General features: G+C 71.6%; 22 protein-coding genes and 1 riboswitch. Of the genes, 13 read left to right on the forward strand and 9 right to left on the reverse strand.

Annotated elements, in window-relative coordinates:
* Window positions 1-26: 26 nt before the first annotated feature.
* The 4 genes from OG207_RS03485 to OG207_RS03500 all read left to right on the forward strand — a co-directional run bounded on the left by OG207_RS03485 (window position 27) and on the right by OG207_RS03500 (window position 5,118).
* A complete protein-coding gene (locus OG207_RS03485) occupies window positions 27-1,445 on the forward strand; it encodes a helix-turn-helix domain-containing protein (RefSeq protein ID WP_329095763.1) in 1,419 nt (472 codons plus the stop codon).
* A gap of 144 nt (window positions 1,446-1,589) precedes the next feature.
* Window positions 1,590-3,266, forward strand: a complete 1,677-nt coding sequence (locus OG207_RS03490) for an FAD-dependent oxidoreductase (RefSeq protein WP_329095765.1) — start codon at window positions 1,590-1,592, stop codon at window positions 3,264-3,266.
* Window positions 3,263-4,768 carry an ATP-binding protein gene (locus OG207_RS03495; RefSeq protein WP_329095767.1) on the forward strand — a complete coding sequence of 502 codons (1,506 nt, stop codon included), beginning with the start codon at window positions 3,263-3,265 and terminating at the stop codon, window positions 4,766-4,768. Before OG207_RS03490 ends, OG207_RS03495 begins: the two co-directional genes overlap by 4 nt.
* Window positions 4,765-5,118, forward strand: a complete 354-nt coding sequence (locus OG207_RS03500; protein ID WP_329095769.1) for a UBP-type zinc finger domain-containing protein — start codon at window positions 4,765-4,767, stop codon at window positions 5,116-5,118. Before OG207_RS03495 ends, OG207_RS03500 begins: the two co-directional genes overlap by 4 nt.
* 7 nt (window positions 5,119-5,125) lie before the next feature.
* Here the strand turns inward: OG207_RS03500 and OG207_RS03505 are convergent, their stop codons facing one another.
* A complete protein-coding gene (locus tag OG207_RS03505; RefSeq protein WP_329095771.1) occupies window positions 5,126-5,872 on the reverse strand; it encodes a DJ-1/PfpI family protein in 747 nt (248 codons plus the stop codon).
* Window positions 5,873-6,124: 252 nt separating this feature from the next.
* Here OG207_RS03505 and OG207_RS03510 point away from each other — a divergent pair, with 252 nt between their 5' ends.
* Window positions 6,125-7,003, forward strand: coding sequence for an ATP-binding protein (locus OG207_RS03510; protein WP_329095773.1), 879 nt, complete (start codon window positions 6,125-6,127; stop codon window positions 7,001-7,003).
* Window positions 7,004-7,135: 132 nt separating this feature from the next.
* On the opposite strand, the gene OG207_RS03515 is transcribed toward OG207_RS03510, so the two are convergent.
* The 4 genes from OG207_RS03515 to OG207_RS03530 all read right to left on the reverse strand — a co-directional run bounded on the left by OG207_RS03515 (window position 7,136) and on the right by OG207_RS03530 (window position 11,523).
* The gene (locus OG207_RS03515) at window positions 7,136-7,918 is read right to left on the reverse strand and encodes a crotonase/enoyl-CoA hydratase family protein (protein ID WP_329095775.1); all 783 of its coding nucleotides are present in this window, start codon (window positions 7,916-7,918) and stop codon (window positions 7,136-7,138) included.
* Between the two features lie 101 nt (window positions 7,919-8,019).
* Window positions 8,020-9,234, reverse strand: coding sequence for an IS110 family transposase (locus tag OG207_RS03520; protein ID WP_329095776.1), 1,215 nt, complete (start codon window positions 9,232-9,234; stop codon window positions 8,020-8,022).
* Between the two features lie 294 nt (window positions 9,235-9,528).
* Complete coding sequence (locus tag OG207_RS03525) at window positions 9,529-10,245, reverse strand: response regulator transcription factor (protein WP_329095778.1); 717 nt, start codon at window positions 10,243-10,245, stop codon at window positions 9,529-9,531.
* A gap of 15 nt (window positions 10,246-10,260) precedes the next feature.
* Window positions 10,261-11,523, reverse strand: coding sequence for a sensor histidine kinase (locus OG207_RS03530; protein WP_329095780.1), 1,263 nt, complete (start codon window positions 11,521-11,523; stop codon window positions 10,261-10,263).
* 264 nt (window positions 11,524-11,787) lie between these two features.
* Between OG207_RS03530 and OG207_RS03535 the strand changes: the two genes are divergently transcribed.
* Window positions 11,788-12,222, forward strand: coding sequence for a hypothetical protein (locus OG207_RS03535; protein WP_329095782.1), 435 nt, complete (start codon window positions 11,788-11,790; stop codon window positions 12,220-12,222).
* A 162-nt stretch (window positions 12,223-12,384) separates the two neighbouring features.
* Here the strand turns inward: OG207_RS03535 and OG207_RS03540 are convergent, their stop codons facing one another.
* Entirely contained in the window at window positions 12,385-13,173 is a 789-nt protein-coding gene (locus OG207_RS03540) for an SDR family NAD(P)-dependent oxidoreductase (RefSeq protein WP_329095784.1), read from the reverse strand.
* A gap of 98 nt (window positions 13,174-13,271) precedes the next feature.
* Between OG207_RS03540 and OG207_RS03545 the strand changes: the two genes are divergently transcribed.
* From OG207_RS03545 to OG207_RS03570, 6 genes are all read left to right on the forward strand, one after another.
* Entirely contained in the window at window positions 13,272-13,886 is a 615-nt protein-coding gene (locus OG207_RS03545; RefSeq protein ID WP_329095785.1) for a TetR/AcrR family transcriptional regulator, read from the forward strand.
* A 357-nt stretch (window positions 13,887-14,243) separates the two neighbouring features.
* Entirely contained in the window at window positions 14,244-15,776 is a 1,533-nt protein-coding gene (locus OG207_RS03550) for a sensor histidine kinase (RefSeq protein WP_443072648.1), read from the forward strand.
* 2 nt (window positions 15,777-15,778) lie between these two features.
* Window positions 15,779-16,189 carry a roadblock/LC7 domain-containing protein gene (locus OG207_RS03555; RefSeq protein WP_402694344.1) on the forward strand — a complete coding sequence of 137 codons (411 nt, stop codon included), beginning with the start codon at window positions 15,779-15,781 and terminating at the stop codon, window positions 16,187-16,189.
* Window positions 16,186-16,545 (forward strand): DUF742 domain-containing protein, encoded by a 360-nt coding sequence (locus tag OG207_RS03560; protein WP_329095788.1) that lies wholly within the window; start codon window positions 16,186-16,188, stop codon window positions 16,543-16,545. Before OG207_RS03555 ends, OG207_RS03560 begins: the two co-directional genes overlap by 4 nt.
* Entirely contained in the window at window positions 16,526-17,146 is a 621-nt protein-coding gene (locus OG207_RS03565; protein ID WP_329095790.1) for a GTP-binding protein, read from the forward strand. Before OG207_RS03560 ends, OG207_RS03565 begins: the two co-directional genes overlap by 20 nt.
* On the forward strand, window positions 17,143-18,564 hold the full coding sequence (locus OG207_RS03570) for a cytochrome P450 (RefSeq protein WP_329095792.1): 1,422 nt from the start codon (window positions 17,143-17,145) through the stop codon (window positions 18,562-18,564). The genes OG207_RS03565 and OG207_RS03570 overlap by 4 nt, the downstream gene beginning before the upstream one ends.
* A gap of 59 nt (window positions 18,565-18,623) precedes the next feature.
* Here the strand turns inward: OG207_RS03570 and OG207_RS03575 are convergent, their stop codons facing one another.
* Complete coding sequence (locus OG207_RS03575) at window positions 18,624-19,787, reverse strand: terpene synthase family protein (protein ID WP_329095793.1); 1,164 nt, start codon at window positions 19,785-19,787, stop codon at window positions 18,624-18,626.
* Entirely contained in the window at window positions 19,784-20,701 is a 918-nt protein-coding gene (locus OG207_RS03580; RefSeq protein WP_329095794.1) for an SAM-dependent methyltransferase, read from the reverse strand. Before OG207_RS03580 ends, OG207_RS03575 begins: the two co-directional genes overlap by 4 nt.
* Window positions 20,702-21,121: 420 nt before the next feature.
* Here OG207_RS03580 and OG207_RS03585 point away from each other — a divergent pair, with 420 nt between their 5' ends.
* On the forward strand, window positions 21,122-22,213 hold the full coding sequence (locus OG207_RS03585) for a PP2C family protein-serine/threonine phosphatase (RefSeq protein WP_329095795.1): 1,092 nt from the start codon (window positions 21,122-21,124) through the stop codon (window positions 22,211-22,213).
* A 99-nt stretch (window positions 22,214-22,312) separates the two neighbouring features.
* On the opposite strand, the gene OG207_RS03590 is transcribed toward OG207_RS03585, so the two are convergent.
* Window positions 22,313-23,191 (reverse strand): MBL fold metallo-hydrolase, encoded by an 879-nt coding sequence (locus OG207_RS03590; RefSeq protein WP_329095796.1) that lies wholly within the window; start codon window positions 23,189-23,191, stop codon window positions 22,313-22,315.
* Window positions 23,192-23,202: 11 nt separating this feature from the next.
* Window positions 23,203-23,270, reverse strand: a riboswitch (guanidine-III (ykkC-III) riboswitch).

The raw sequence follows: 23,270 nt of genomic DNA on the forward strand, positions 1-23,270 counted from the left end.
GGGACAGGACACGGGTGGGAGGAACGGTGTCGCAGGACACTGCTGGGTCCGAGTTCGCCGAGCTGCTGAGGGAGTTGAAGGACCGGTCCGGCCTCAGCTACGGAACGCTCGCCAAGCGGCTCCACATGAGTGCGTCGACCTTGCACCGCTACTGCAGCGGCGAGGTCGTCCCGGCGGACTACGCACCGGTCGAACGGCTCGCCCGGCTCTGCAAGGCCTCGCCCGAGGAACTCCTCGCCCTGCACCGGAGTTGGGTGCGGGCCGATACCAACCGCCCGCGCAAGGGCGCGGACCCGAGCGGCACCGTGCAGGAGACGCCCGGGGCGACCGGGGCGACCGGAACCGGAACCCTGCCGGTCGACACGGCCGAGGCACACGACGCGGTGGACGCGGCCCGGGCGGCGGACCCGCCCGAAGGGGTCGAGGTGGGGTCCGAGGTCGAAGAAGTGACCACCGCAGCCGGGCCGACCACGCCGACCCGGCGTCCTCGCCCGCGCCCGCGCCCGGCCGTGCTCACCGGGATCGCGCTGACGGTCGTGGCCGCCGTCACCGCCCTGGCCGGCGTGCTCCCCCTCGGCGCGGACCGGCCAGAACGGGGCGCCGACGTCCGGGACGGCCCCGTCGGTGCCACGGGCCGCTCCCCCGCGGGGGAGAAGTCCCCGGACGGCCCGGCCGGGCCGTCATCGCCCCCGCCTTCGTCCCCGACTTCGTCCGCGGCGCCGTCGCCGTCCGCGTCCTCGCCCGTGTCCTCGCCCTCGTCCGGGTCCTCGGACGCAATGCCCGCGACCCCCGCAGCAGGCAACGACAGCAGCGGCGGCGACACCGCCGCCGGCACGCCGGTGAAGGTGACCACCCGCCCCCACACCTGGGAGGCCCCCTGCGGTCAGCACTACCTGATCGACAAACCACCGGCCCAGGTGGGACCGCCCCCCGTCGAACGGGACGCACCCGCCTGGGTGGCTGCGGCCGGGGCCGTACCCGCGGGCGAGCAGTACGTCACCCTCACCCTGCAGGGCTCCGGCGCGGACACGGTGGTGCTGGACGGCCTGGCCGTCCGTACGGTCGCCAAGCGTGCGCCGCTCCCCTGGAACGACTACGCCATGGGCTACCCGGGGGTGGGCTGCGGCGCGGACGTCCCGACCCGCTCCTTCGACGTGGCCCTGGACTCCGCGCGCCCGGCCGTAGTACCCGTGCCGGGTCAGCGGGACTTCCCCTTCTCGGTCAGCGAGTCGCAACCGGAGGTGCTCCACATCAAGGCCGCCACCTCCGCCCACGACGTGAGCTGGTACGTGGAGCTGTCCTGGTCCAGCGGCTCCCGCTACGGCACCCTCAAGATCGACCACAACGGCCGTCCCTTCCGCACCAGCGGACGCGGGGGACGGACCGGCTACGAGTTCCCCCTCGGCGGCGAGGGATGGGTCGGGGCGGGCACGACGGGCCGTTGACCAGGAGCGACCGGGTGTGTACCTGGAGCGCACGGTCCGCGTCGTCCCGGAGCGATCCCGCGGGATCGCCCCTACGATGGGCGGGAACCGGCGCGGGCGGCTCGCCGGGCCGCCCGCCCAGAGCACTCGGGGTGGAGACGACGTATGGCACAGGCCGCCGACACGGCGCGGACCGTCATCCTGACCGTGGACGACGACCCGGGAGTCTCCCGGGCCATCGCCCGTGACCTGCGGCGGCGCTACGGCGCCGAGTACCGGATCGTGCGGGCCGAGTCGGGCGAGTCCGCGCTGGAGGCGCTGCGCGAGCTGAAGCTGCGCGGCGACCTGGTGGCGGTGATCCTCGCCGACTACCGGATGCCGCAGATGAACGGCATCGAGTTCCTCGAACAGGCCCTGGCGGTGTACCCGGGCGCACGGCGGGTGCTGCTCACCGCGTACGCCGACACCAACGCGGCGATCGACGCGATCAACGTCGTCGACCTCGACCACTACCTGCTCAAGCCCTGGGACCCCCCGGAGGAGAAGCTCTACCCGGTCGTGGACGACCTGCTCACGGCCTGGCGCACCAGCGACTACCGTCCGGTACCCGCCACCAAGGTGGTGGGCCACCGCTGGTCGGCGCGCTCCTCGGACGTGCGGGAGTTCCTGGCCCGCAACCAGGTGCCGTACCGCTGGTACTCCTCCGACGAACCGGAGGGGCGGCGGTTGCTCGAGGCGGCCGGGGCCGACGGGCAACGACTACCGCTGGTCATCACGCCCGAGGGCACTGCGCTGATCGAACCGGAGGCGCCCGAGCTGGCCTCCCACGTGGGGCTCGCGACGACGCCGGCCGCCGACTTCTACGACCTCGTCGTCATCGGCGGCGGCCCGGCCGGGCTCGGCTCCGCGGTGTACGGGGCCTCCGAGGGGCTGCGCACCGTACTGGTCGAGCGGTCGGCGACCGGCGGACAGGCCGGTCAGAGCTCCCGCATCGAGAACTACCTCGGGTTCCCCGACGGCGTGTCGGGCGCCCAGCTCACGGAGCGCGCCCGCCGCCAGGCCGGCCGGTTCGGCGCCGAGATCCTCACGGCGCGCGAGGTCACCGGCCTGGAGGTCAACGGCGCGGCGCGCGTCGTCCGCTTCTCGGACGGCTCGGCGATCGCCGCGCACAGCGTCATCCTGGCGACCGGGGTGTCCTACCGGCAGCTCCGCGCGCCGGGCTGCGACCAGTTGACCGGCTGCGGGGTGTACTACGGCTCCTCGCTCACCGAGGCGGCCTCCTGCCAGGGGCAGGACGTGTACATCGTGGGCGGCGCCAACTCGGCCGGGCAGGCGGCGATGTACCTGGCGCGCGGCGCCAAGTCCGTGACGCTGCTGGTGCGCGGGGAGTCCCTGACGGCGTCGATGTCGTACTACCTGATCCAGCAGATCGAGGAGACGCCGAACATCACCGTGCGCACCCGGACCGTCGTCGAGGCGGCGCACGGCGAGGGGCACCTGGAGCAGCTGACCCTGCGGAACCTGGACGGCGGCGCGAGCGAACTCGTCGACGCGCAGTGGATGTTCGTGTTCATCGGCGCGGCCCCGCTGACCGACTGGCTGGACGGTACGGTGCTGCGCGACGAGCACGGTTTCATCCTGACCGGGCCGGACCTCACCCCGGACGGACGGCCGCCGGCCGCATGGGAACTGGACCGGCCGCCCTACCACCTGGAAACCAACATTCCCGGCGTGTTCGTGGCGGGCGACGCGCGCGCCCAGTCCGCGAAGCGCGTCGCGTCCGCCGTCGGAGAGGGAGCCATGGCCGTGATGCTCGTCCACCGGTACCTGGAGCAGTCATGAGCGGCCAGCCCATGCCGTGCAGCCCGCAGGAGATCGCCTCGCTGTTCCTGTTCGAGAAGCTCACCCCAGAGCAGCTCGGGCGGCTGTGCGGTGAGGGGCGGGTGGAGCGGTTCGAAGCCGGTCCGGTGTACGTCGAGGGTTCCCCGGCCACCTGCTTCTACGTGATGATCGAGGGCACCGTCGTACTGTCCCGCCGGGTCGGCGGCGACGACGTCGAGGTGAGCCGCACCTCGCAACGCGGCGTGTACGCGGGGGCCATGCAGGCGTACCTGGGCGACCAGGTGCCGCAGACGTACACCAACTCCATGCGGGTGACCGAGCCGACGCGTTTCTTCGTGCTGCCCGCACAGTCGTTCGCGGACGTCATGCAGGAGTGGTTCCCGATGGCGGCACACCTGCTGGAGGGGCTGTTCTTCGGCTCCAAGAACACCCAGCGGGCCATCGGGCAGCGCGAACGACTGCTGGCGCTCGGGTCCTTGTCCGCCGGCCTCACCCACGAGCTCAACAACCCGGCGGCGGCGGCCGTCCGGGCCACGGCGACCCTGCGGGAGCGGGTCGGCAAGATGCGGCACAAGCTGGCCCACATCTCCCAGGGCCAGTACTCGCGGGAGACGATCGCCGACCTCATCGAAATCCAGGAGCGCACCGTCGAACGCGTCGCGAAGGCGACGGCGCTCAGCCCGCTGGAAGCCTCCGACCGGGAGGACGAACTCGCCGACTGGCTCGACGACCACGGCATCGCGGAGGGCTGGCGGCTCGCGCCGACCTTCGTGCAGGCCGGGCTGGACACGGACTGGCTGGACCAGGTCGCGGCGACCGTGGCAGAGGAGATCCTGCCGTCGGCCATCGGCTGGCTCAACTACACGGTCGAGACCGAGCTGTTGATGGACGAGATCGCCGACTCCACCACCCGCATCTCCCACCTCGTGGACGCGGCCAAGCAATACTCGCAGCTCGACCGCGCCCCGTACCGGGTCGTCGACGTCCACGAACTCCTCGACAGCACCCTGCTGATGCTGTCCGGCAAGATCGGCTCCCGGGTGCGGCTGGTCAAGGAGTACGACCGCTCCCTGCCGGACGTTCCCGCCTACCCGGCGGAGCTCAACCAGGTGTGGACCAACCTCATCGACAACGCCGTGTTCGCCATCGGGAGCACCGGCGGCGAGGGCACGCTGACGGTCCGCACGGCGCGCGAGGGCGACCGCCTGCTGGTGGAGTTCCGCGACACCGGACCCGGCATCCCGGCGGACATCCGCAGCCGCATCTTCGACCCGTTCTTCACCACCAAGCCGGTCGGCGAGGGCACCGGTCTGGGCCTCGACATCTCCTGGCGGATCGTCGTGAACAAGCACCACGGCAGCCTCCAGGTCGAGTCGACCCCGGGTGACACCCGGTTCCAGGTCCTGCTTCCGCTGACCGCCCCGGCCCCCGAGGCCGAAACCGAAGCCGGATCCGCGACCCAAACCCAGACCCAGACCCAGACCGCTGAGGAGCCCGTATGAGCGACATCGAGGGAATCGACCCGAGCGCCGCGCCCACCGGCGCCGGCTGCGTCGAGTGCGACGAGCTGGGCGGCTGGTGGTTCCACCTGCGGCGCTGCGCCCAGTGCGGCCACATCGGCTGCTGCGACTCCTCGCCGGCCCAGCACGCCACCGCCCACTGGAAGTCCTCCGGCCACCCCTTGGTGCAGAGCTTCGAGCCGGGCGAGGAGTGGTTCTGGAACTACGACACGGACGCGCTGTACGACTCCGGCCCCGAACTGACCGCTCCGCGCGATCATCCGGCGGAGCAGCCGGTACCGGGTCCGGCCGGCCGGGTACCGGAGGACTGGACGCGGCGACTGAACCGCTGACCTGCGGCTACGACCGGGTGGTGGGCGGGGTCCACACCGTGCCGCGGGCCTCGTATTCGAGCATGGCCTCCACACCGGTCGCCGCATCGGCACCCAGTTCCCGGCGTACGAGCCACAGGGCGAGGTCCAGCCCACTGGTGATGCCACCCGCGGTGACCAGGTCCGCGTCGTCCACCACACGGGCGTTCTTCAGGAGGCCGCCCTGCTTCTCCAGGTCCGGGCGCGCCTTGTGGTGGGTGGTGCAGGGGCGGTTCGTGGTCAGCCCGGCGGCGGCCAGCAGCATGGTGCCCGTGCAGACGGCACTGACGGTCAGGCCGGGGCGTACCGCCGCGGCCAGTTTCCTCGGGAGGACGCCGCTGCGGATCTCGGCCCACACTCCGGGGCTGTCGCGGCGTGCGTATCCGCCGCCGGGCACGAGGAGGACGTCAGCGGTGCGCGGGGCCCAGGCGTGCTCCACGTTCACCTGCGTGCCGTAGGCGGCGCGCACGGGACCCGGCCCGGAGGCGTTGACGTAGCGGACGTCGACCTCCCGGTCGGTGAAGAACCGCGCGGCCGAGAAGACCTCGTAGGGCGCGGCGAAGTCGAGCTCCTCCACGCCGTCGTACATGACGACGTGCACGCGTAACGGCCCCGCCGGCCCCGACGGCGTCCCGGCGGGTCGCGGCTGCGCCGCCGCGGCCACCCCGGCGGCACCCGTCAACGCGGCCGCGGCGCCGACGGCGACCTGGGCCCGGAGCACGTTCCTACGGTTCATCCGATGGTTCCTTCCGATCGCCCGGCCCATGCGCCGCTCTACGACAGGAGTCGAAGCCGCCGGAGGCCGAGTTCCCGAGGCCTGCTGTGGCGGGCGCCACACGCCGACCGTGTGCGAGTGCTGCTCCGCGCACTGCGCTGCTCCGCGCCTGCCGCCAGGTCGCGGACCGTGCCGCCGTCGCCCCGCCCGTGTCTTCGCCCGGCACGGCAAAAGATCATGGCGGACCGACACCGGACCCGGCAGGATGGGCGCGTGCCGAAGAACCCCCCGGAGTCCGTGCGTCACCACCTGGGCCGGCGTCTGACCAGCCACACCCAGGCGCACTGGCCGCAACTGGCCCGGGTCGACGTCCGCTTCCGTGCCGGATTCGCCTACGTGACCGTCGAACCGCAGGACGGGGAACGACTCCCCTTGTGTCGACTGCGCTTCACCGGCTCCCCGCACACCTGGGGGTTCGCCCTGCGCCTCGCGAGCCGGGGCGGCTACCGGGACCACTCCCTCCCCACGGGACTACCCACCGGCAGTCCCGAAGACTGCTTCGACTGCGCGGCCGGCCCCTACCGCGACGTCCTCGCGCCGACCGTCCCGGTGCCGGCTGGACTCGTCGTCCTCGTGGGCCCACCGGCCTCGGGCAAGACCAGCTTCGTCCGGGCACTGATCGCGCGCCGGCAGATCGACGCGGAAGCCGTGGTGTCCAGCGACGAGATCCGCGCAGAGCTCTTCGGCACCTCAGCCGCGGAAGCGGCATCCGACGCGGCGGACGCACTGGTCTTTGAGGAGCGCGACCGCAGGATCGTCGCCAGGCTCGCCACCGGACACGGCGCCGTGGCCGAGTCGACGAACGTCACGCCGCAGGCACGCGCACGACTCATCGCCATCGCCAGGCGCTTCAACGCTCCGGTGACCATGCTGCGGTTCGACCCGGACGTCACCGACCTCCTCCAGCAGTACACGGAGCGGGGCCGCACGGACCTCACCGCCGCGGACGTCCGCGCCTACGCCGCCGTGATGGACCGCGACTCCGCTACGGAACAGCTCCGTTCCGAAGGTGCGACCCACGTCCACGACGTACCCGGACGCCGCCGAGCGACCACGCCTGCCGAGGCCGCCGCGCGCTTCTCCTTCGCCTGACGCGTCCGACGTCTCCAGACCCGTCTCCCCGCCCCCCTCGGCCGGGCCGTAGGCCTTCTTCAGTGCGTGTCCGGGCACGCCTGGAACGGCTTCCGCGACCGCTTTCCGCCCGACCGCCTACCGCCCGGCCCGCTACTGGCCGAAGGCGCCGTGCCGGCCCGCACCGGCGGCGAACCGGTCCGCTCCGGCCTGGGTTTCACCCGCGGTCAAGGGCACCAGGCCGTGCCGGAACTCCCCCGCCAGTGCGTCCTCCTCGGCCAGTCCGTGCTGTTCCAGGAAGGACAACCGGTCGTGGCGCAGGCAGGTCTGGGGGAACCCGGCGATCTCGCGGGCCAGTTCCTCGGCAGCCTGCCTCGATCGGCCCGTGGGGACCACGCGGTTGGCCAGCCCCATCCCGTACGCTTCGGCCGCCGGGACCGGACGGCCCGTCAGGATCAGGTCCATGGCCCGGCTCTCGCCGATGAGGCGGGGCAGCCGCACCGTACCGCCGTCGATCAGGGGGACGCCCCAGCGGCGGCAGAACACACCGAACACCGCGTCCTCCTCCGCGACCCGCAGGTCGCACCAGAGCGCCAACTCCAGGCCGCCGGCCACCGCGTGCCCCGCGACGGCCGCGATCACCGGCTTGCCGAGCCGCATCCGGGTCGGGCCCATGGGGCCGTCGCCGGAGGCGAGCACCCGGTTGCCGCGCTCGGTACCGATGGCCTTGAGTTCGGCGCCCGCGCAGAACGTTCCGCCCTCGCCCCAGAGCACGGCGACGGCCGAGTCCGCATCGGCATCGAACTCCTCGAACGCAGAAGCCAGTTGCGCCGCGGTCGGTCCGTCCACGGCGTTCCGTACTCCCGGCCGGCTCAGGATCACCGTGTACACGGGGCCGTCCCGCTCCACCCGCACCGAAGCCTGCTCGTCCGCCATGCCCGCTCCCCTCCCGCTCGTCGATCTCCATTGTGGGGCGGGGGGTGTCTCTATGTCCTTCGTCAAGGACGTGGTGCCGGGTATGCGGGCGTTTGGGGTGGTCATGCGGCGAGGGTGATGGTGGGGGTTCTGGACTCGTAGAAGGTGCCGTCCCGGAGCATGGCGAACAGGACGCTGATGCGTTGGCGGGCGAGCCGGAGGAGGGCTTGGGTGTGTGTTTTGCCGCGGGCCCTTTGCCGGTCGTAGTAGGCGCGTGAGGCGGGGTCGGCGTTCATGCAGGCGAAGGCGGAGAGGAACATGGCGCGTTTGAGCTGCCGGTTTCCGCCTCGTGGCGCGTGTTCGCCGTGGATCGAGGTCCCCGAGGATCTGGTTGTCGGGGCGAGGCCGGCGTAGGAGGCGAGATGGGCAGCGGTGGGGAAGCTGGTGCCGTCGCCGACGGTGACCAGCAGGACGGCGGCGGTCCTGACGCCGACTCCGGGCATCGAGGTCAGGACCTGGTGAAGAGGGTGGGCCTCCAGCAGGGTGCTGATCTGCGCTTCCAGGGCCCGGCGCTGGTCGTGGACCGCGGAGAGGGAGGCGGCCAGGGACGGGATCACGATGTCGAGAGTGCCGGTTCCCGGGACCACGACGGTCTGCTCGTCGAGAGCGTCGAAGACCTCGTCGATCAGCCGCGCGGCCATCCGCGGGGCCTTGGGCCGGATCACCTCGACGAGTCTGCGGCGGCCGGCCTTGCGCAGGGCGGCGGGGGATCCGTATCGCTCGAGGAGCCAGGTGACGGCGGGGTGGTCCAGCCGGGGCCCGAGCACGCGCTCGAGGCTCGGGTGGAACTGGGTGAGCAGGCCGCGTATCCGGTTGCTGGTGCGGGTGGCCTCGGCGGCGAGGTCCTGGTCGAAGCCGGTCAGCACCGTGAGCTCGGCGGTGATCTCGTCGGTCAGCTCCAGCGAACGCAGGGTGTGAGGCATCGTCCGGGCGGCGTCCGCGATGACCGCCGCGTCCTTCGCGTCGGTTTTCGCCTCGCCCGGGTAGAGGTCGGCGATCCGCCGCATGGCGAGTCCGGGCAGGTAGGCGACCTCGCAGCCCGCGTCCCGGGCGACGGTCAGGGGCAGAGCGCCGATCGAGGCGGGCTGGTCGACGATGACCAGGACGGTGCCGAACTTGGCCTTGAGTTTGTCGAAGACGGCCCGCAGCCTGGGTTCGCTGTTGGGCATGGGCTTGTCGAAAACCTTCTTCCCGGCCGGGGTGAGCCCGTGGCCGTGGTGGGCGGTCTTGCCGACGTCCATCCCGAGGAAGACGCCCACGCCTTCGATGTCGAACATCGCACCCTCTCAGGGTCGTTGACCAGGCCGGCCTCGGCAACGGCACCGTGCTCGCGCATCCACGTTATGCAGACCTGCCGCCCACGTCGCTGCCCGGCATTGCGCCGGACCGGGCGGTGGCCGGGTCTCTCATCAGCGTCTGTGACGGCACCCCACGGGCCCGGCGACACCACCCCCCAGGTCATTCGTCCGACAGAGGGGACACAGTCATACCGGGCCCGGAGGCCAGCGGCCCCATTGCAGGACCGCGAAAAACATAACGGGGGCCGCTGCGCGCGGGACTCCCCCGGATGCTCAGCCCGGCCCGTCCGCAGCGGGGCCGGAGCCCGGCAGGCCCGTCGGGCCACCCGGGGTCACGAGGGCCGTTTCGTAGGCGAAGACGACGACCTGGGCGCGGCTGGAGAGCCCGAGCTTGGCCATCGCTCGGTTGAGGTGGGTCTTCACCGTGGCTTCGCTGATGAAGAGCTGCCGGGCGACTTCCGTGTTCGTCGCCCCCGTGGCCACGAGGCGCAGGACGTCGCGCTCGCGGCCGGTCACGGTGTGCCACTGCGGGGAGATCGCTCCCGGCGGTGTCGGCCCGGGGTGGTACGCCTCGATCAGGCGCCGGGTGACGGTCGGCGCGAAGAGCATGTCGCCCGAGGCGACGGTATGGATGGCGGCGACCAGGCGCTCGGGGGGCGTCTCCTTGAGCAGGAACCCGCAGGCGCCCGCACGCAGCGCGTTGTAGACGTATTCGTCGAGGTCGAAGGTGGTCAGCACCAGGATCCTCGGTGGTGCGTCACCCCTGTCACCCGCACGGCGAAGGATGCGTTCCGTCGCGGTGATGCCGTCCGTGCCCGGCATCCGAAGGTCCATGAGGATGACATCGGGTGCGGTGGCCTCGGCCAGTCGGACGGCTTCGTCCCCGTCACCCGCCTCGCCGGCCACGGACAGCCCCGGCGCGGCGTTCAGCAGGGACACCAGTCCGGCACGGATGAGCAGTTGATCGTCGACCACCAGTACCGTGGGCATCGGGGAGTTCGTTCCTCATCGGGTATGGACGTCCCCGGTGCCCGGGGCCGGAAGACCACCCGGCCGGTCGCTGGTGGTGGGCGCCGGAAGGGTGAGCCGTACCTCGAATCCGCCGAGGGCGCGGGGGCCGGCGGTGACCGACCCGCCGTAGATCTTCGCTCGCTCCCTCATGCCGATCAAACCGTGACTGGGTGACAGTTCCTCGTTTGGCTGGAACGTGCCGTCCCCTTCGTTCGTGACGCGCACCACGAGGGTGTGCCGTTCGTAACGGATGGTCACGGCCGCCCTGGTCGGTCCCGCATGTTTGAGCACGTTCGTCAGCGCCTCCTGGACCACTCGGTAGACGCACAGGGCCATGCCCTGCGGAAGCCGGACCGGGGATCCGGCGACCTCCATGGTCACGTCGACCCCTGCGCCCCGGACCCGCTCCAGCAGCCTGTCCAGCAGGTCGAGCCCGGGTGCCGGGGTGTAGGCGGCGCCCTCCTCCCCTCGTCCGTCCCGCTGTCCTTCCTGGCCGACGCGCAGGAGTACGAGCATGCGGCGCATCTCCTCCAACGCCTCCCTGCTGGTGTCGGCGATGGTGTCCAGGGCCCGCCGGCTCGCCGCCGGGTCCGTGGGGAACACGTACGAGGCCATGCCCGCCTGGAGCGAGATCACCGACATGTGGTGTGCGACCACGTCGTGCAGCTCCCGCGCGATCCGCACCCGCTCCTCCGTGAGGGCCTGACGTGCGTTCTCCTCCTGTTGTCCGCGCAGCCGGAAGGTCAGTTCGGCGAACTGCCTGTTCCGTTCGGCGAGGGCTGCCGAGCCGCGCCCGACGACGAGGACGACGGCCGGGAACAGGACCGCTTGGGCCAGGACGGTCGGCATGGAGCTGTGTTCGATGTTGGCGATCCCGGCGTACAGCCACGCTCCCGCCACAACGACCGTGCACACGACGGCTGTTCGGGGGCGCCGGGTCGCCGCCACCGTGTACAGGCCCAGGAGCGGCGGCATCGAATTGATCACGGGCCAGTACCCGCAGGCGATGAACAGGACCCACAGCGCGCCGCTGGCGGCGAACACGGCGACGGGTGCGATGCGGCGGGCGACCATGACCAGACCCACCAGGGCGGTCAGGGTCGCCCCCAGCCCGTCCACGGACCGCCAGCCGGCCGGCGGCTGCTCCTGCCCCAGCAACAGCCCGGCGCCGACGTAGCCCAGCGCGAGCAACGAATCGACGGCCAGCGGCCGGTACCTTCCCCCGAGCCCGTCGAGGAATCCCGATCCAGCGCGCATCGGCGCAGCTTACGGGCCGTCGGGCGGCCGGGCCATGGGCCTGTCGCAGGACCGGTGCCCACCACGGCCGCACGATCCGGCTACCGCCGGAGTTGCAGCGAGGACGTCCACCACCCGCACCGGGTGGAGGCCCGAATCATCCCGGTGCGTGCCGCCGGGCGGCCTCCGGCCCGCCTAGCTTTCTGTCTGGCCGGCCGCCGGAGCACACCACGGGGGCGGCGCACCCACCTCCTTCCCATTTCCTTGAGAAAGGCAGACATCGCCATGACCACTCGTGTGAAGCGCACGCTCGTCGGGGCCTCCGCCGTCGCCTCGGCCCTCGTCGTCGGGCTGGCGGGCACCGCGAGCGCGACCACCATGGGCTTCAACCAGACCTCCAGCAGCGGCAAGGCCGAGATCAGCGGCACCTACGAGTACCACGTGTCGGGAACGATCCCGGGGACCAACGAGAAGCTCTACTCCGGCTCGTTCCAGGGCGCCACGGCCCGGGACAAGGTGGCCGGCGACGGCTACGAGGCGGTCCTGGCCCTGGCGTACCAGGACTGGAAGGACGGCGCCTGGCACTCCGTGAAGAACTACGTGGCGGTGGTCAACGGCTCGAAGAGCTGGACCTTCAAGAACAAGAAGGACGTGAAGGCCTACGCCTGCGACCGCAAGGTCGGCACCACCAAGCTGTTGAACTGCCGCGCCGCCTGGTAGGACCGTCCCGCCGGCGCCCGACGGGCGCCCGGGCCGGAGGTCTCACGGGGGACCTCCGGCCCCCTTTCGTTCCCCGAAGTCCCGGAGGGCGGGCCGTCACCCCTGTGACGGCCCGCCCTCCGGTGCTGGAGTGCGCCCTGAGCGCTCGGCGTTCCCGCCCGGTCACGCCTTGAGGACGCGCCCGGCCACCGTCAGTGCGAGGCGGCGGGGGGCCAGGGCGGACGCCGTGGCCGAGACCCGGTTGCCGAGGCCGACGACGATGCTGGGCGGGGTCTTGCCGCGTTCCAGTGCCCGGCGCGTCGCGGTGACGACCTGCTCCGGGGTGGCCATCCGGCCCACGGCGGCTTCCCGGCTGCCGACGACGTCGAAGAACTCGGTGCGGACCGGCCCCGGCGAGACGGCGAGCACCCGCAGGGAGGAGGCGCGCGTCTCGTACGCGACGGCCTCGGTGAAGTTCAGGACGAAGGCCTTCGTGGCGCCGTAGACCGCCATCGCCGGGGTCGGCTGGTAGGCGGCCGAGCTGGCGACGGTGACGAGGGCGCCCCGGCCGTCGGCGGTCAGGCCGGGCAGGAACTCCCTGGTCAGTTCCGTCACCGCGAGCACGTTGAGCTGGATCATCTCGCTGATCCGGTGGGGGTCCTCGCCGGCGAAGGGGCCGTGGGTGCCGAAACCGGCGTTGTTGATCAGCGTGTGGACCGGTACGCCGAGTGCGTCGAGCTCCGCATGCAGCGCTGCCGCGGCACCGGGCCGGGCGAGGTCGGCGGCGATGGGGCGGGCCGTGACCCCGTGCCGGCGCTCCAGGTCGGCCGCCAGCTCCTGCAGCCGGTCGACGCGCCGGGCGACGAGGACGACGTCCGCTCCGCGCTCGGCCCACTGCCGGGCGAACTCAACGCCGAGGCCTGCACTGGCCCCGGTGATCAGGGCTGTGGTTCCGCGGTATGCCATAGACATGGGTCGGCGCTCCGTTCCGGGACTCCGGTTGATGGTCGATACTTGAATGTAGACAGAGCAAACATTGTTGTCAATGACAACATCGAGAGGAGACCGCCTTGGCCGACGCCGATGCGCCCTATCACCACGGCAATCTCAGGGAGGCCCTGCTGGCGCGCGCGGAAGAAGTGCTCGCGACCTCGGGGTCGGACAGCCTCTCCCTCCGCGCCCTCGCGCGGGACCTCGGCGTCAGCCACGCGGCGCCGGGCCGCCACTTCCGCGACCGGCAGGCCCTGCTGGACGCGCTCGCCGTGGGCGGCTTCACCCGGCTCAACGCGCGTCTGCGGGCCGCCGTGGACGAGCCAGGCCCCGTCACCGACCGGCTCGCCCGCATGGGCCGTGCGTACATCGACTTCGCCGTCGCGCACGCCCCGCTACTGAGCCTGATGTTCACGGCCAAACACGCCGACCACTCCAGCGCCGAGCTCCGCGAGCTCGGCCACCAGAGTCTGGAGATCGCCGCCGGGCTGCTCTCCCTCGCCCAGCAGGAGGGCGTCGTACGGGCGGGTGACCCGGCCCGGCTCGCCCAGGTCGCCTTCTCCGTGGTGCACGGTCTCGCGGCCCTGGCCGTCGGCTCCCTGCTCGAGGACACGCCGCTGGACGAGGCGACCGACCTCGCCCTCGACGTCCTGCTCACCGGCCTCGGCCCGGTCGAACCCGAGCCGCAGCCCTAGGGAGCGCCTCACCGATCGGACCGGGCTGGCGCCGCCCGGTCCGATCGGCAGGACACCCCGTAGCGCATTTCCGTCCGGGACGCCAGCGACGGACCGGGGGATGCGGCCGAACCGATCGGAACACGAGCCCGGATTCCCGAGCGGCAAACGGGGCCGACCCGCCTCCGACCTCCTCTTACGTCACCGCACACCACGCGCGGACCGCTCCCCTTGCCGGAATTCGACGCCACCGATGGCGCATAACGGTTCCTCCGGTCCGATGAACTCCAACGAAAGCCCACATCAGCGAAGTTGGGCGTAGTTATGCTCCCGCCCACCGGTCAGAAGGTCCCCCTTTTCGATAGTTCGAGGACGCCGATGGAGCAAAGAGGTACTCCCCCCGAAACTCCCCGCCTGGAGGGAAGAGCAAGCCGGATGCTGCCCGCGATCGCGGTCGTGGCCGCTGCCTGCCTGGCAGGGGCGCTGGCTTCCTCCTCGGCACCGCTCGGCACCGCCTCGATCGCCGTCGCCGCCGTGTGCACCGCAGCGGTCTTCGTCGAGGCGCGACGGCGCGGCCGCGCGCTCGCCGCCGGGCGCGCCCAGGTCGCGGCCCTCCAGCACGCCCTGGCCCGGCAGCAGACCGAGGCGGCCCGGCTGTCCGAAGCGGTGCTGCCCGAGGCCATAGAGCGACTGCGCAAGGGCGAACCGGCCGAGGACGTGCTGACCGCCCTGGGAGGGCGCGGCGGCCACGGCACCCGCTGGGGCGACGACGAAGCCCTGACCCCGCGCTTCAGGGCCGCCCTCCAAGCCGTGCTGTCCCGCGTCGTCGACGCGGTCGACAACGAGGAGAGCCTTCGCGACTCGGCACAGCGGGCCTTCGTCAACGTCGCCCGCCGCGTGCAGGCGATCGTCCATCAGCAGGCCCACGAGATGCGCGAGATGGAGGACCGGCACGGGAGCAACCCGGACGTCTTCGGCGACCTGCTGCGGCTCGACCACGGCACCGCCCTGATCGGCCGGCTCGCCGATTCCATCTCGGTCCTCGGCGGTGCGCGCCCCGGCCGCCAGTGGAGCCGGGCCGTCACCCTGTACAGCGTGATGCGCGGCGCGATGTCGAGGATCATCGACTATCAGCGGGTGGAACTGCACTCGGTCTGCGAGGTCGCCGTCGTCGGTCCCGTCGTGGAGCCGCTGATCCACACCCTGGCGGAGCTGCTGGACAACGCCACCCGGTACTCGCCGCCGCACACCCGCGTCCACCTCACGGCCGTCGAGGTCCAGTCGGGCATCGCCGTGGAGATCGAGGACGGCGGCCTGAGCATGAGCGAGGAGGCCCGCGCCCGGGCGGAGAGGATGCTCGCGCAGGCGCAGTCCGGCATCGACCTCAACGACCTGGGCGAGACGCCGAGGCTGGGTCTGGCGGTGGTCGGCCGGCTGGCGCAGGCGTACGGGTTCCAGGTGTCCCTGCGCTCGTCCGCGTACGGCGGCGTCCGCGCCGTGGTGATCGTGCCGCAGCACCTGATCACCACGGCGACCTCCGCGACCGGTCTCGCCCACGGCATCGGCTCCTCCTCGGGACCCAGGGCCGTGGCCGCCACACCGCGCGAGCACCCCTTCGACCGCTCGTCGGAGGGCACGGGCGCGCCCCGGCCGGCGCCGGTGCCCGGGCCGGCGCCCGTCGCCGCCGGGCAGCCGGAGGTCGGCGCACGTACCGCGACCGGCCTGCCGCAGCGCCGCCGGAAGGACCGGGTGGCCACCTACGACCTACGGCCGGCCGCGGAGCCCCGGTCGACGGACGACGGCGGCCCCGGAATGTGGCTGGAGGCGTTCCACAGCGGACTGTCCGGCACGCCCGGCAACGATGCGCCGGGCACCGAAGGAACGTCGGGTTCAGGGACCAAGGGGGCGTAAGCATGATGACTCAACGAATCAGCAGCATGGACTGGATGCTCAAGGACCTGGCGGCCGGAGTGCCGCAGACGCGGCACGTGATCGTGCTGTCCGCGGACGGGCTCTGCGTGGCGCAGCACGGGGCCGAGACCGACACGGCCGACCGCCTGGCAGCGGCCTGCGCGGGCCTGCAGAGCCTGGCCGGAGCGGTGGCCGCGGAACTGCCCCGTTCGGAGGGCAGGATGCGCCTGGTCGTGATCGAGATGGACGGCGGCTTCTTCTACTTGATGGCCGCCGGCGACGGCTCCTACCTCGCGGTCCTCGCCGACGAGGGCGTGGACGCGGGCCTGATGGGCGCGCAGATGCGCAACCTGGTGACCCGAATGGGGGACCACCTGAGCAGCCCGCCCCGGCGCGACGGGCAGCCCGAGTGAATGAGCCGCCCACGAGCTGGGAGGACGCCAGCCCCGAACGGCTCTACGTCATCACCGGTGGACGCAGTGGACCCTCCACCGCCGTCCATCTGGACCTCGTGACCTTGGTCGTGGCCAAAGGGTCCGCCCAGCCCGAAATGCAGCCCGAGCAGGCGGCCATCCTGCGGATGTGCCGGTCCCCGCTGTCGGTTGCCGAGATCGCGGCGTACGCGGGTCTGCCCGTGAGCGTCGTCACCGTGCTGGTCGGGGACCTGATGGCCGCAAGGCGCGTGTACGTCCGCCCGCCCGTTCCCGCCGCGCAGCTACCCGACCTTGCTCTGATCGAGGCAGTGATCGATGGACTTCAAAAGCTCTGACCCGCCCGCCGGGCCGCGCGAGGCGGACATACTTCCACAGACGGCAGCGGCCGCCGTGAAGGTCGTCGTCGTCGGCGGGTTCGGCGTGGGCAAGACCACGATGGTCGGTGCGGTCAGCGAGATCAGGCCGCTGACGACCGAGGAGACGATGACCAGGGCGGGCGTCGGCATCGACGACACCTGGGGCGTGGACCGCAAGGTCACCACCACCGTCGCCATGGACTTCGGCCGCATCAGCATCAACGACGAGCTCGTCCTGTACCTGTTCGGAACTCCCGGCCAGGAACGCTTCTGGTTCCTGTGGCGCGGGCTCTTCGAGGGCGCGCTCGGAGCGGTCGTGCTCCTCGACACCCGTCGCCTGGAGATCAGCTTCGACGTCATCGGACGGCTGGAGGAGCGGGGCGTCCCCTTCGTCGTGGCCGTCAACTCCTTCCCCGGCGCACCCGAGCATCCGCTGGAGGAACTGCGCCGGGCCCTCGATCTGCCCCCCGCGGTCCCGATCCTCGTCTGCGACGCCAGACGGCGGGACTCGTCCCGCGATGTCCTGCTGACCCTCATGCGCTACCTGCACGCCCAGGCAGCCACCCAGGAGGCAATGTGAACACCGGCCCCACCCCACCGCCCGAGTGCCCCGCCCACGCGGCGGCGGCGACCGCCGGCGGCCTGTACCGTCTCCACGGAGCGGAGGCCCAGGCCGATCCCCTCGCACTGTACGAGAAGCTGCGCGCCGAACACGGGGCGGTGGCGCCCGTCTTGGTGAGCGGAGACCTCCCGGCCTGGCTGGTCCTCGGCCACCGGGAGAACCTGGACGTGGCGCGCACGTCCTCGCGCTTCGCCCGCGACCCGCGCGGATGGCGCGACATGAAAGAGGGCCGGGTGCCGGCCGACACCCCGCTCGGCCCCATGGTCTCCTGGGTACCGGTGTGCAACTTCACCGACGGGCCCGTTCACGAGCGGTTGCGCTCGGCCGTGGTGGAGTCCCTGGGGCGCTTCGACAAGCGCGGCATCCGCCGCTACGTGACGCGCTTCGCCAACCAACTCGTCGACCAGATCGCGGGTGAGGGGTACGCCGACCTGGTGCCCGCCTTCTCCGACCAGCTACCGATGCTGGTCATGACCCAGCTCATCGGGGCACCCGACGAACACGGGCCCCTGCTGGTCAACGCGGCGCGCGACATGCTCCAGGGGACCGAGACGGCCCTCCAGAGCGACCGCTACGTCACCTCCACGCTGGAACAGCTGGTCGTGGAGCGCAAGGCCAGGCCCGTGCGCGACCTCGCCTCCTGGCTGATCGAGCACCCCGCGAACCTGAGCGACACCGAGGTGCTGATGCACCTGCGCGTCGTGCTGATCGCGGCCTACGAGACCACGGCGAACCTGATCGCCAACACGCTGCGGACCGTGCTGACCGACCCGCGCTTCCGGGCCAGCCTCTCCGGAGGCCACATGACGCTGCCCGACGCCCTGGAGCAGGTCCTGTGGGACGACCCCCCGATCAACACCATCATCGGGCGTTGGGCCACCGGTGACACCCTGCTCGGCGGCCGGCAGGTGAAGGCCGGCGACATGGTCCTGCTCGGGCTGGCCGCGGGCAACGCGGACCCGCAGATCCGGCCGGATCCCGCGGCCTCCGTCCACGGCAACCGTTCTCACCTGGCCTTCGGCAGCGGCCCGCACGAGTGCCCGGGCCAGGACATCGGCCGCGCCATCGCTGACACCGGCATCGAGGTCCTGCTGGACCGGTTGCCCGACCTCCAGCTGGCGGTCGACGCGAGCGAGCTGCAGTGGCGCGGCACCCTCATGTCGCGCCACCTGCTGTCCCTGCCGGTACGGTTCGCCCCCCGCCCCGTGGCGAGCGCGCAGTCCCGGACCGAGCAACCGGCCGAGCAACCGGCCGAACAGCCGGCCGGGCACCCGGTCCACGCGGTCGTCCCGCCGCAGCCGGCGGCAGCGCCCGCGGTCGCGGGTCGCCGCCGCCGGTCCGTCAGCTGGTGGCGGCGGCTGCTCGGCCACGGCTAACGGCTCCCGGCCTCCGGGCCGAGGGCCCCGACCGCACCGGCCGGGGCCCTCGGCACCGCTCAGTCGTGCAGCCGTTGCCACCAGGAAGCGAGGGCCGGCACATCCGGCGGCTCGGTGCCGGCAGAGCTCGGGGATTCGGCGAACCGGATCGCGAACCGGGCTTCCGGCAGGGGTAGTTCGTAGCGGTTGCGCGGGCTCGCGTACCGGGGTGCCCGGCTCTGCCAGGTGATGGAGCCGGCCACGTAGTGACCCAACGCCGCCAGGTGTCGGCGCAGTTCCTCGTCCGCACCGACCTCCGCCCGCGCCCGCAGCGTCATGAACAGGACCATCACCCGGTCACGCAGGGCCACCGCGAGCGGCACGGCCCCGGCGGGCGAGCAGTTCTCCTGATGGGCGAGGACATTGACCAGATTCACCTCCTTCGGCTCCACGTGGTCGTCCTTGTCGTAGGAGAACAGGTCGTTGTCCGCGCTGACGACGAATCCCGCCGCATCCGTCAGTGCCGTCAGAGCACGGGAGCAGAGCACCTCCGCCGGCAGCCGGTCCCCGCGGGCGACGTCGGACCAGGTCAGCGAGAAGCGCGTCCCGTTCGCCAGCGGCCCCATGGCGACGAACTCGTTCAGCCCCGGCATGGTCCCGGCCTCGGCCCGGGCGGCCCGCCAGGCCGCTCCGAGCAGCCAGTCGCGCGTCCCCTCGACGAACCTGCGCAGCTCGTAGGGCGTGAGCACCGCATGGGTGCGGCGCACCAGGTCCAGCAGCGCACGGGTCATCGGTCCGTCGGGCAGGACCGATGACCCCGGGTCCTCGATGGTGCGCAGCAGACGTACGCCGTGTTCGACGACAACACCCGTCCCCACCTCGTCGGAACCCGAGTCCTGCCAGTCGTCGACGGCGTTGGCCCAGTAGTTCCATTGGGTGAACAGGAGGAGGGCGTCCACGTTCCCGTCGGGGATGATGCGGCAGGAGAAGTCGGCGCTGTGGGTGGCGAGGCCCCATGCGCGCTCGACCGGATCCGGGTAGATGCCGAAGGCGTCCAGCCACTCGACCGCCCGTGCCTCCACCTGCTTCGCCTCGGGATGGACGAGGTTGCGCTCCAGGGGACAGTAGAAGGACGGCAGGCGCGCACCGAGGAGCGAGGGGCGGGGCGCCGGTGGCGGTGCGGGTGCCGCGGACGGGGAGGGGGACGGAGACGGGGACGGGGATGGTGCCGGGGACGCCGTCATCGGCCGCTCCCGAGCCGGAAGCGCAGCAGCCGCGTCTGCACCGCGTGGTCCCGCCAGAGCCGGAAGAACCTGCTGTGCGCGAGCGTCGACTGTTCGAGCCGTTCGCCGGTCCAGGCGCCGGGCTCGGCGTCGGCGCCCGCGCGGAGCCGGTCGAGTTCGGCGGTGTTCCACGCCATGGACTGCACCCAGAACTCCGCCACCAAGTCCGTCACGTCCTCCTCGTGCACGAGTTCAAACCCGGCCGCCTCGGCCGCGGTGAGGTATTCCCCTCTCAGTCCCAGTCGCGTTCTGTAGTAGCCGTCGATGAACTCGCGCCATGTGGAACGGCCCACGAAGTGTTCCTGGATCCCGAACCATCCTCCGGGCTCCAGCGCCTTGGCCACGACCTCGAAGAGTCGGGTCCGATCGGTGTAGCCGCTGCTCTCGTTGGCGTAGACGGCGTCGTACGCGCAGGTCTCGTCGAGGTCGTGCACATCCGCCAGTACGGGCTTCACCCGCTCCCCGACCCCGGCGTGCCGTGCGAAGTGCCGGACGATCGGGATGTGTTCCGCTACGACGGTGAGGCCGGTGACCGATGCTCCGTGCTCCTGCGCCCAGTACAGCGACGTCCCGCCCAGGCCGCAGCCGATGTCCAGCAGGCGCCGCGGAGACTCCTCGTACGCGCCCCACGACCGGGCCGCATGCTGCACGATCCGCTCCTGCGCATCGAACAGGCGCTGCTTCAACACGCTCTGGGGGACGGTGCTGTCCGGCGGACCGTCCGGGTAGAGGCCCACGTGGAAGTGGACGCGGGGACCCGGACCGTACTTGTGCAGGATCTCTTGCGTCTTGTGACTGTAGTAGAACCGTATGGGATCGTCCGCGGCCGTGCCCTGTTCGCGACCCAAGGACGATAAGAGGGGGGTGACGTGCATGGGGTGTCCGCCCTTTCGTGGGGTAGGGCTGCCTCCGGGACACGCTGTCACCGCACTCACCGCGTCCCGTCCGGCACACTGTTGAAGCACGGATCATCGTGGCACTTCGGATCCGCCACGTCAGCCGACTGGAGTAACACGGGGCAGCATCCGGGTCCCGCCGCGTGCGGGCTGACCGGCCACGGTCGTCCGATCGGCCCGAGGACGGCCGGACGACCGAACGACCGTGCCCCACGTCGTCGCGGACCGACCGGTCAGCCGGTCCGGCCGAGGCCCCCTCGGCGTAGACCTCCCGCGGCTGTCGGTGCCTCGACACACCGAGAGTGCACACCCTTGCGGACAGATACTGTCCGCAACTGGGGGACCGCGACCTCGACCGTCAGAGCGCTATGACCCGATTACGTAGATATCCTGTGAAGTGTGATCGAGTCTGGACGGCCGCGGCTACGCAGGCGCCCCGGCCCGGGACGACTTGTGCGGCTGTCGCCGGTCATCCTGACCGTCGTCATCGCCAGCCTGGCGTACAACACTCCGCCGGAAATGGCCTTCAGCCGTCTCCTGCCCGCGGCGCCGGCCCTCGCCGCCGCCATGTGGCCGGTATTGCCGACCGTCCTGCTCGGGACGGTCTGTCTCATCCTGATGATCGGCCTCAGCTTCGTCTTCCCGGACCTGGGGACGTGGTGGACGGCCGCGGGGATCATCGCGGTCACCGTCGCCGCCGCGTACGGGAGCCATGTCCGGCTCCAGCGGGAGCGCACCCTCTTCCAGGTACGGCTCGTCGCCGACGCGGCACAGCAAGTGGTGCTCAGCCCCCTGCCGCGCCGCTTCGGCGGCATCGAGATCGAGTCGCTGTACCTCGCGGCGGCGGCCGAGGCACGCATCGGCGGGGACTTCTACGAGGTGGTCGACACTCCGTTCGGGGTCAGGCTGCTCATCGGTGACGTCCGGGGCAAGGGCCTGCCGGCGGTGGGAGCGGCCGCGGCGATCGTGAACGCCTTCCGGGAGGCCGCGTACGGCGAGATCGACATGGTCAACGTCGCACGCCGCATGGACGCCAGCAGCACCCGTTACAACGGCGCGTTTCCGCCCGAGGGGCCGTTGGAGCGCTTCGCCACCGCCCTCCTCGTCCAGATCCCGCACGGGGGTAGACGCATCGACATCCTCAACTGCGGACACCCCCCGCCGCTGCTCCTGAACCAGGGGAAGGTCCTCACCCTCGAGTCCACCACCCCCTCCCCCTTGCTCAGCCTCGCGGAGCTGATCGGCGACCACTACAGCGTCGACACCTTCGACTTCGCCCCCGATGACCTGCTGCTCCTCTATACCGACGGGATCGCCGAGGCCCGCGCCCGCGACGGCGAGTTCTTCCCGCTGGCGGCCTGGATGCGCAGGCAGCCCCCGACACCACCCGACGAACTGCTCACGGCCCTTCACCGCGATCTCCTCCGCCACAGCAAGGGCCGCCTCGACGATGACATCGCCGCCCTCGCCGTGCGCCTGTGCGAGCCTTGAGCCCGTCGCCAGCCGTAATCGTGCGGCCACTCTTCGTGTGCGCCTCGGCCAGCGGCGCTTCGCCCGCTTCCCGGATTGGCAGTGCCTCTGGAGCGCGGCTCAGTCGTCCGGGCAGATGACGAAGAGGGGGAAGGCGAGTCGGCGGGGCCGGTCGCCCATCTCGTTGAGTGCGGCGCGGATCTCGTGCAGATGGCCGGTCGTCATCTGCAGTGGCGGTTCGTGGGGCTGGTAGGTGGTGCGGACCGGGTACTCCACGCCCGGTTCGGTGGTCATCTCGATGTGGCAGCCCATGAGGTGGGTGACCGTTCTGCGTTCGCAGAACTCGATCAGGCGGTCGATGGTCCGCGCGAAGGCGTGCCAGTCCTGGACGTAGAGGCGGCCCGGATAGACCGTGTCGCCGGTGAGCAGGAACCCGGTCCACGCGTCGTAGAACGTGACGGCCGCCTCGTGGTGCCCGGGGGTGGCCAGGCACTCGAGGCTGCGGCCACCCAGATCGACCCTTGTCACGGCCGTGGGGTTCTCGTCGAATCCGAAATACTGCCAGGCCGTGGAGAGTTCCGCTGCGACCACCGTGGTGTGGGGACGGTCGGCGAACTGGCCGTCGCCCGCGACGTGGTCGCCGTGGGCGTGCGTGTGCAACACCAACAGGTGGTACTCCTGGCGGGGGTGGCGGGCGAGCCAACCGTCGACGAGCCGGTCCACCACCGCGCGCAAGGGGAAGAACTCAGGTGACGCGGTGGCTCCCGTATCGATCAGCACCGCCCGGTCGTTGCCGAACAACAGGAACAGGAACGGCGCTTCGTAGTGGATCGCCATGTTCTGCCGCAGGATGACCGTGTGCTCGTCGTACTCATGGACCTGGATGTCCGGGTCGGTGTTGTGCTTGGACGAGGGCGAGCCGTGGATCCAGCGGACGTCCAACTCGCGGGGCCGAGAAACCGGACCGTCGAAGTCGATGAAGGATGGGGCTGCGGCCATGACGCCTCCTGAGTGCGTCGTCTTAGCAGGCCGGGTACGGCGCACATCTCGTCCGGGGCGGGCACCTACGAGCCTCCGG

The sequence above is a fragment of the Streptomyces sp. NBC_01439 genome (genome assembly GCF_036227605.1).
Classification (GTDB): domain Bacteria; phylum Actinomycetota; class Actinomycetes; order Streptomycetales; family Streptomycetaceae; genus Streptomyces.

Excerpts from the sequence above, each read along its gene's own strand:
- OG207_RS03490 (WP_329095765.1), top strand. The coding sequence starts at position 1,590 with ATGGCACAGGCCGCCGACACGGCGCGGACCGTCATCCTGACCGTGGAC.
- OG207_RS03495 (WP_329095767.1), top strand. The coding sequence starts at position 3,263 with ATGAGCGGCCAGCCCATGCCGTGCAGCCCGCAGGAGATCGCCTCGCTG.
- OG207_RS03500 (WP_329095769.1), top strand. The coding sequence starts at position 4,765 with ATGAGCGACATCGAGGGAATCGACCCGAGCGCCGCGCCCACCGGCGCC.
- OG207_RS03505 (WP_329095771.1), bottom strand. The coding sequence starts at position 5,872 with ATGAACCGTAGGAACGTGCTCCGGGCCCAGGTCGCCGTCGGCGCCGCG.
- OG207_RS03515 (WP_329095775.1), bottom strand. The coding sequence starts at position 7,918 with ATGGCGGACGAGCAGGCTTCGGTGCGGGTGGAGCGGGACGGCCCCGTG.
- OG207_RS03520 (WP_329095776.1), bottom strand. The coding sequence starts at position 9,234 with ATGTTCGACATCGAAGGCGTGGGCGTCTTCCTCGGGATGGACGTCGGC.
- OG207_RS03525 (WP_329095778.1), bottom strand. The coding sequence starts at position 10,245 with ATGCCCACGGTACTGGTGGTCGACGATCAACTGCTCATCCGTGCCGGA.
- OG207_RS03530 (WP_329095780.1), bottom strand. The coding sequence starts at position 11,523 with ATGCGCGCTGGATCGGGATTCCTCGACGGGCTCGGGGGAAGGTACCGG.
- OG207_RS03535 (WP_329095782.1), top strand. The coding sequence starts at position 11,788 with ATGACCACTCGTGTGAAGCGCACGCTCGTCGGGGCCTCCGCCGTCGCC.
- OG207_RS03540 (WP_329095784.1), bottom strand. The coding sequence starts at position 13,173 with ATGTCTATGGCATACCGCGGAACCACAGCCCTGATCACCGGGGCCAGT.
- OG207_RS03550 (WP_443072648.1), top strand. The coding sequence starts at position 14,244 with ATGGAGCAAAGAGGTACTCCCCCCGAAACTCCCCGCCTGGAGGGAAGA.
- OG207_RS03555 (WP_402694344.1), top strand. The coding sequence starts at position 15,779 with ATGATGACTCAACGAATCAGCAGCATGGACTGGATGCTCAAGGACCTG.
- OG207_RS03565 (WP_329095790.1), top strand. The coding sequence starts at position 16,526 with ATGGACTTCAAAAGCTCTGACCCGCCCGCCGGGCCGCGCGAGGCGGAC.
- OG207_RS03575 (WP_329095793.1), bottom strand. The coding sequence starts at position 19,787 with ATGACGGCGTCCCCGGCACCATCCCCGTCCCCGTCTCCGTCCCCCTCC.
- OG207_RS03580 (WP_329095794.1), bottom strand. The coding sequence starts at position 20,701 with ATGCACGTCACCCCCCTCTTATCGTCCTTGGGTCGCGAACAGGGCACG.
- OG207_RS03590 (WP_329095796.1), bottom strand. The coding sequence starts at position 23,191 with ATGGCCGCAGCCCCATCCTTCATCGACTTCGACGGTCCGGTTTCTCGG.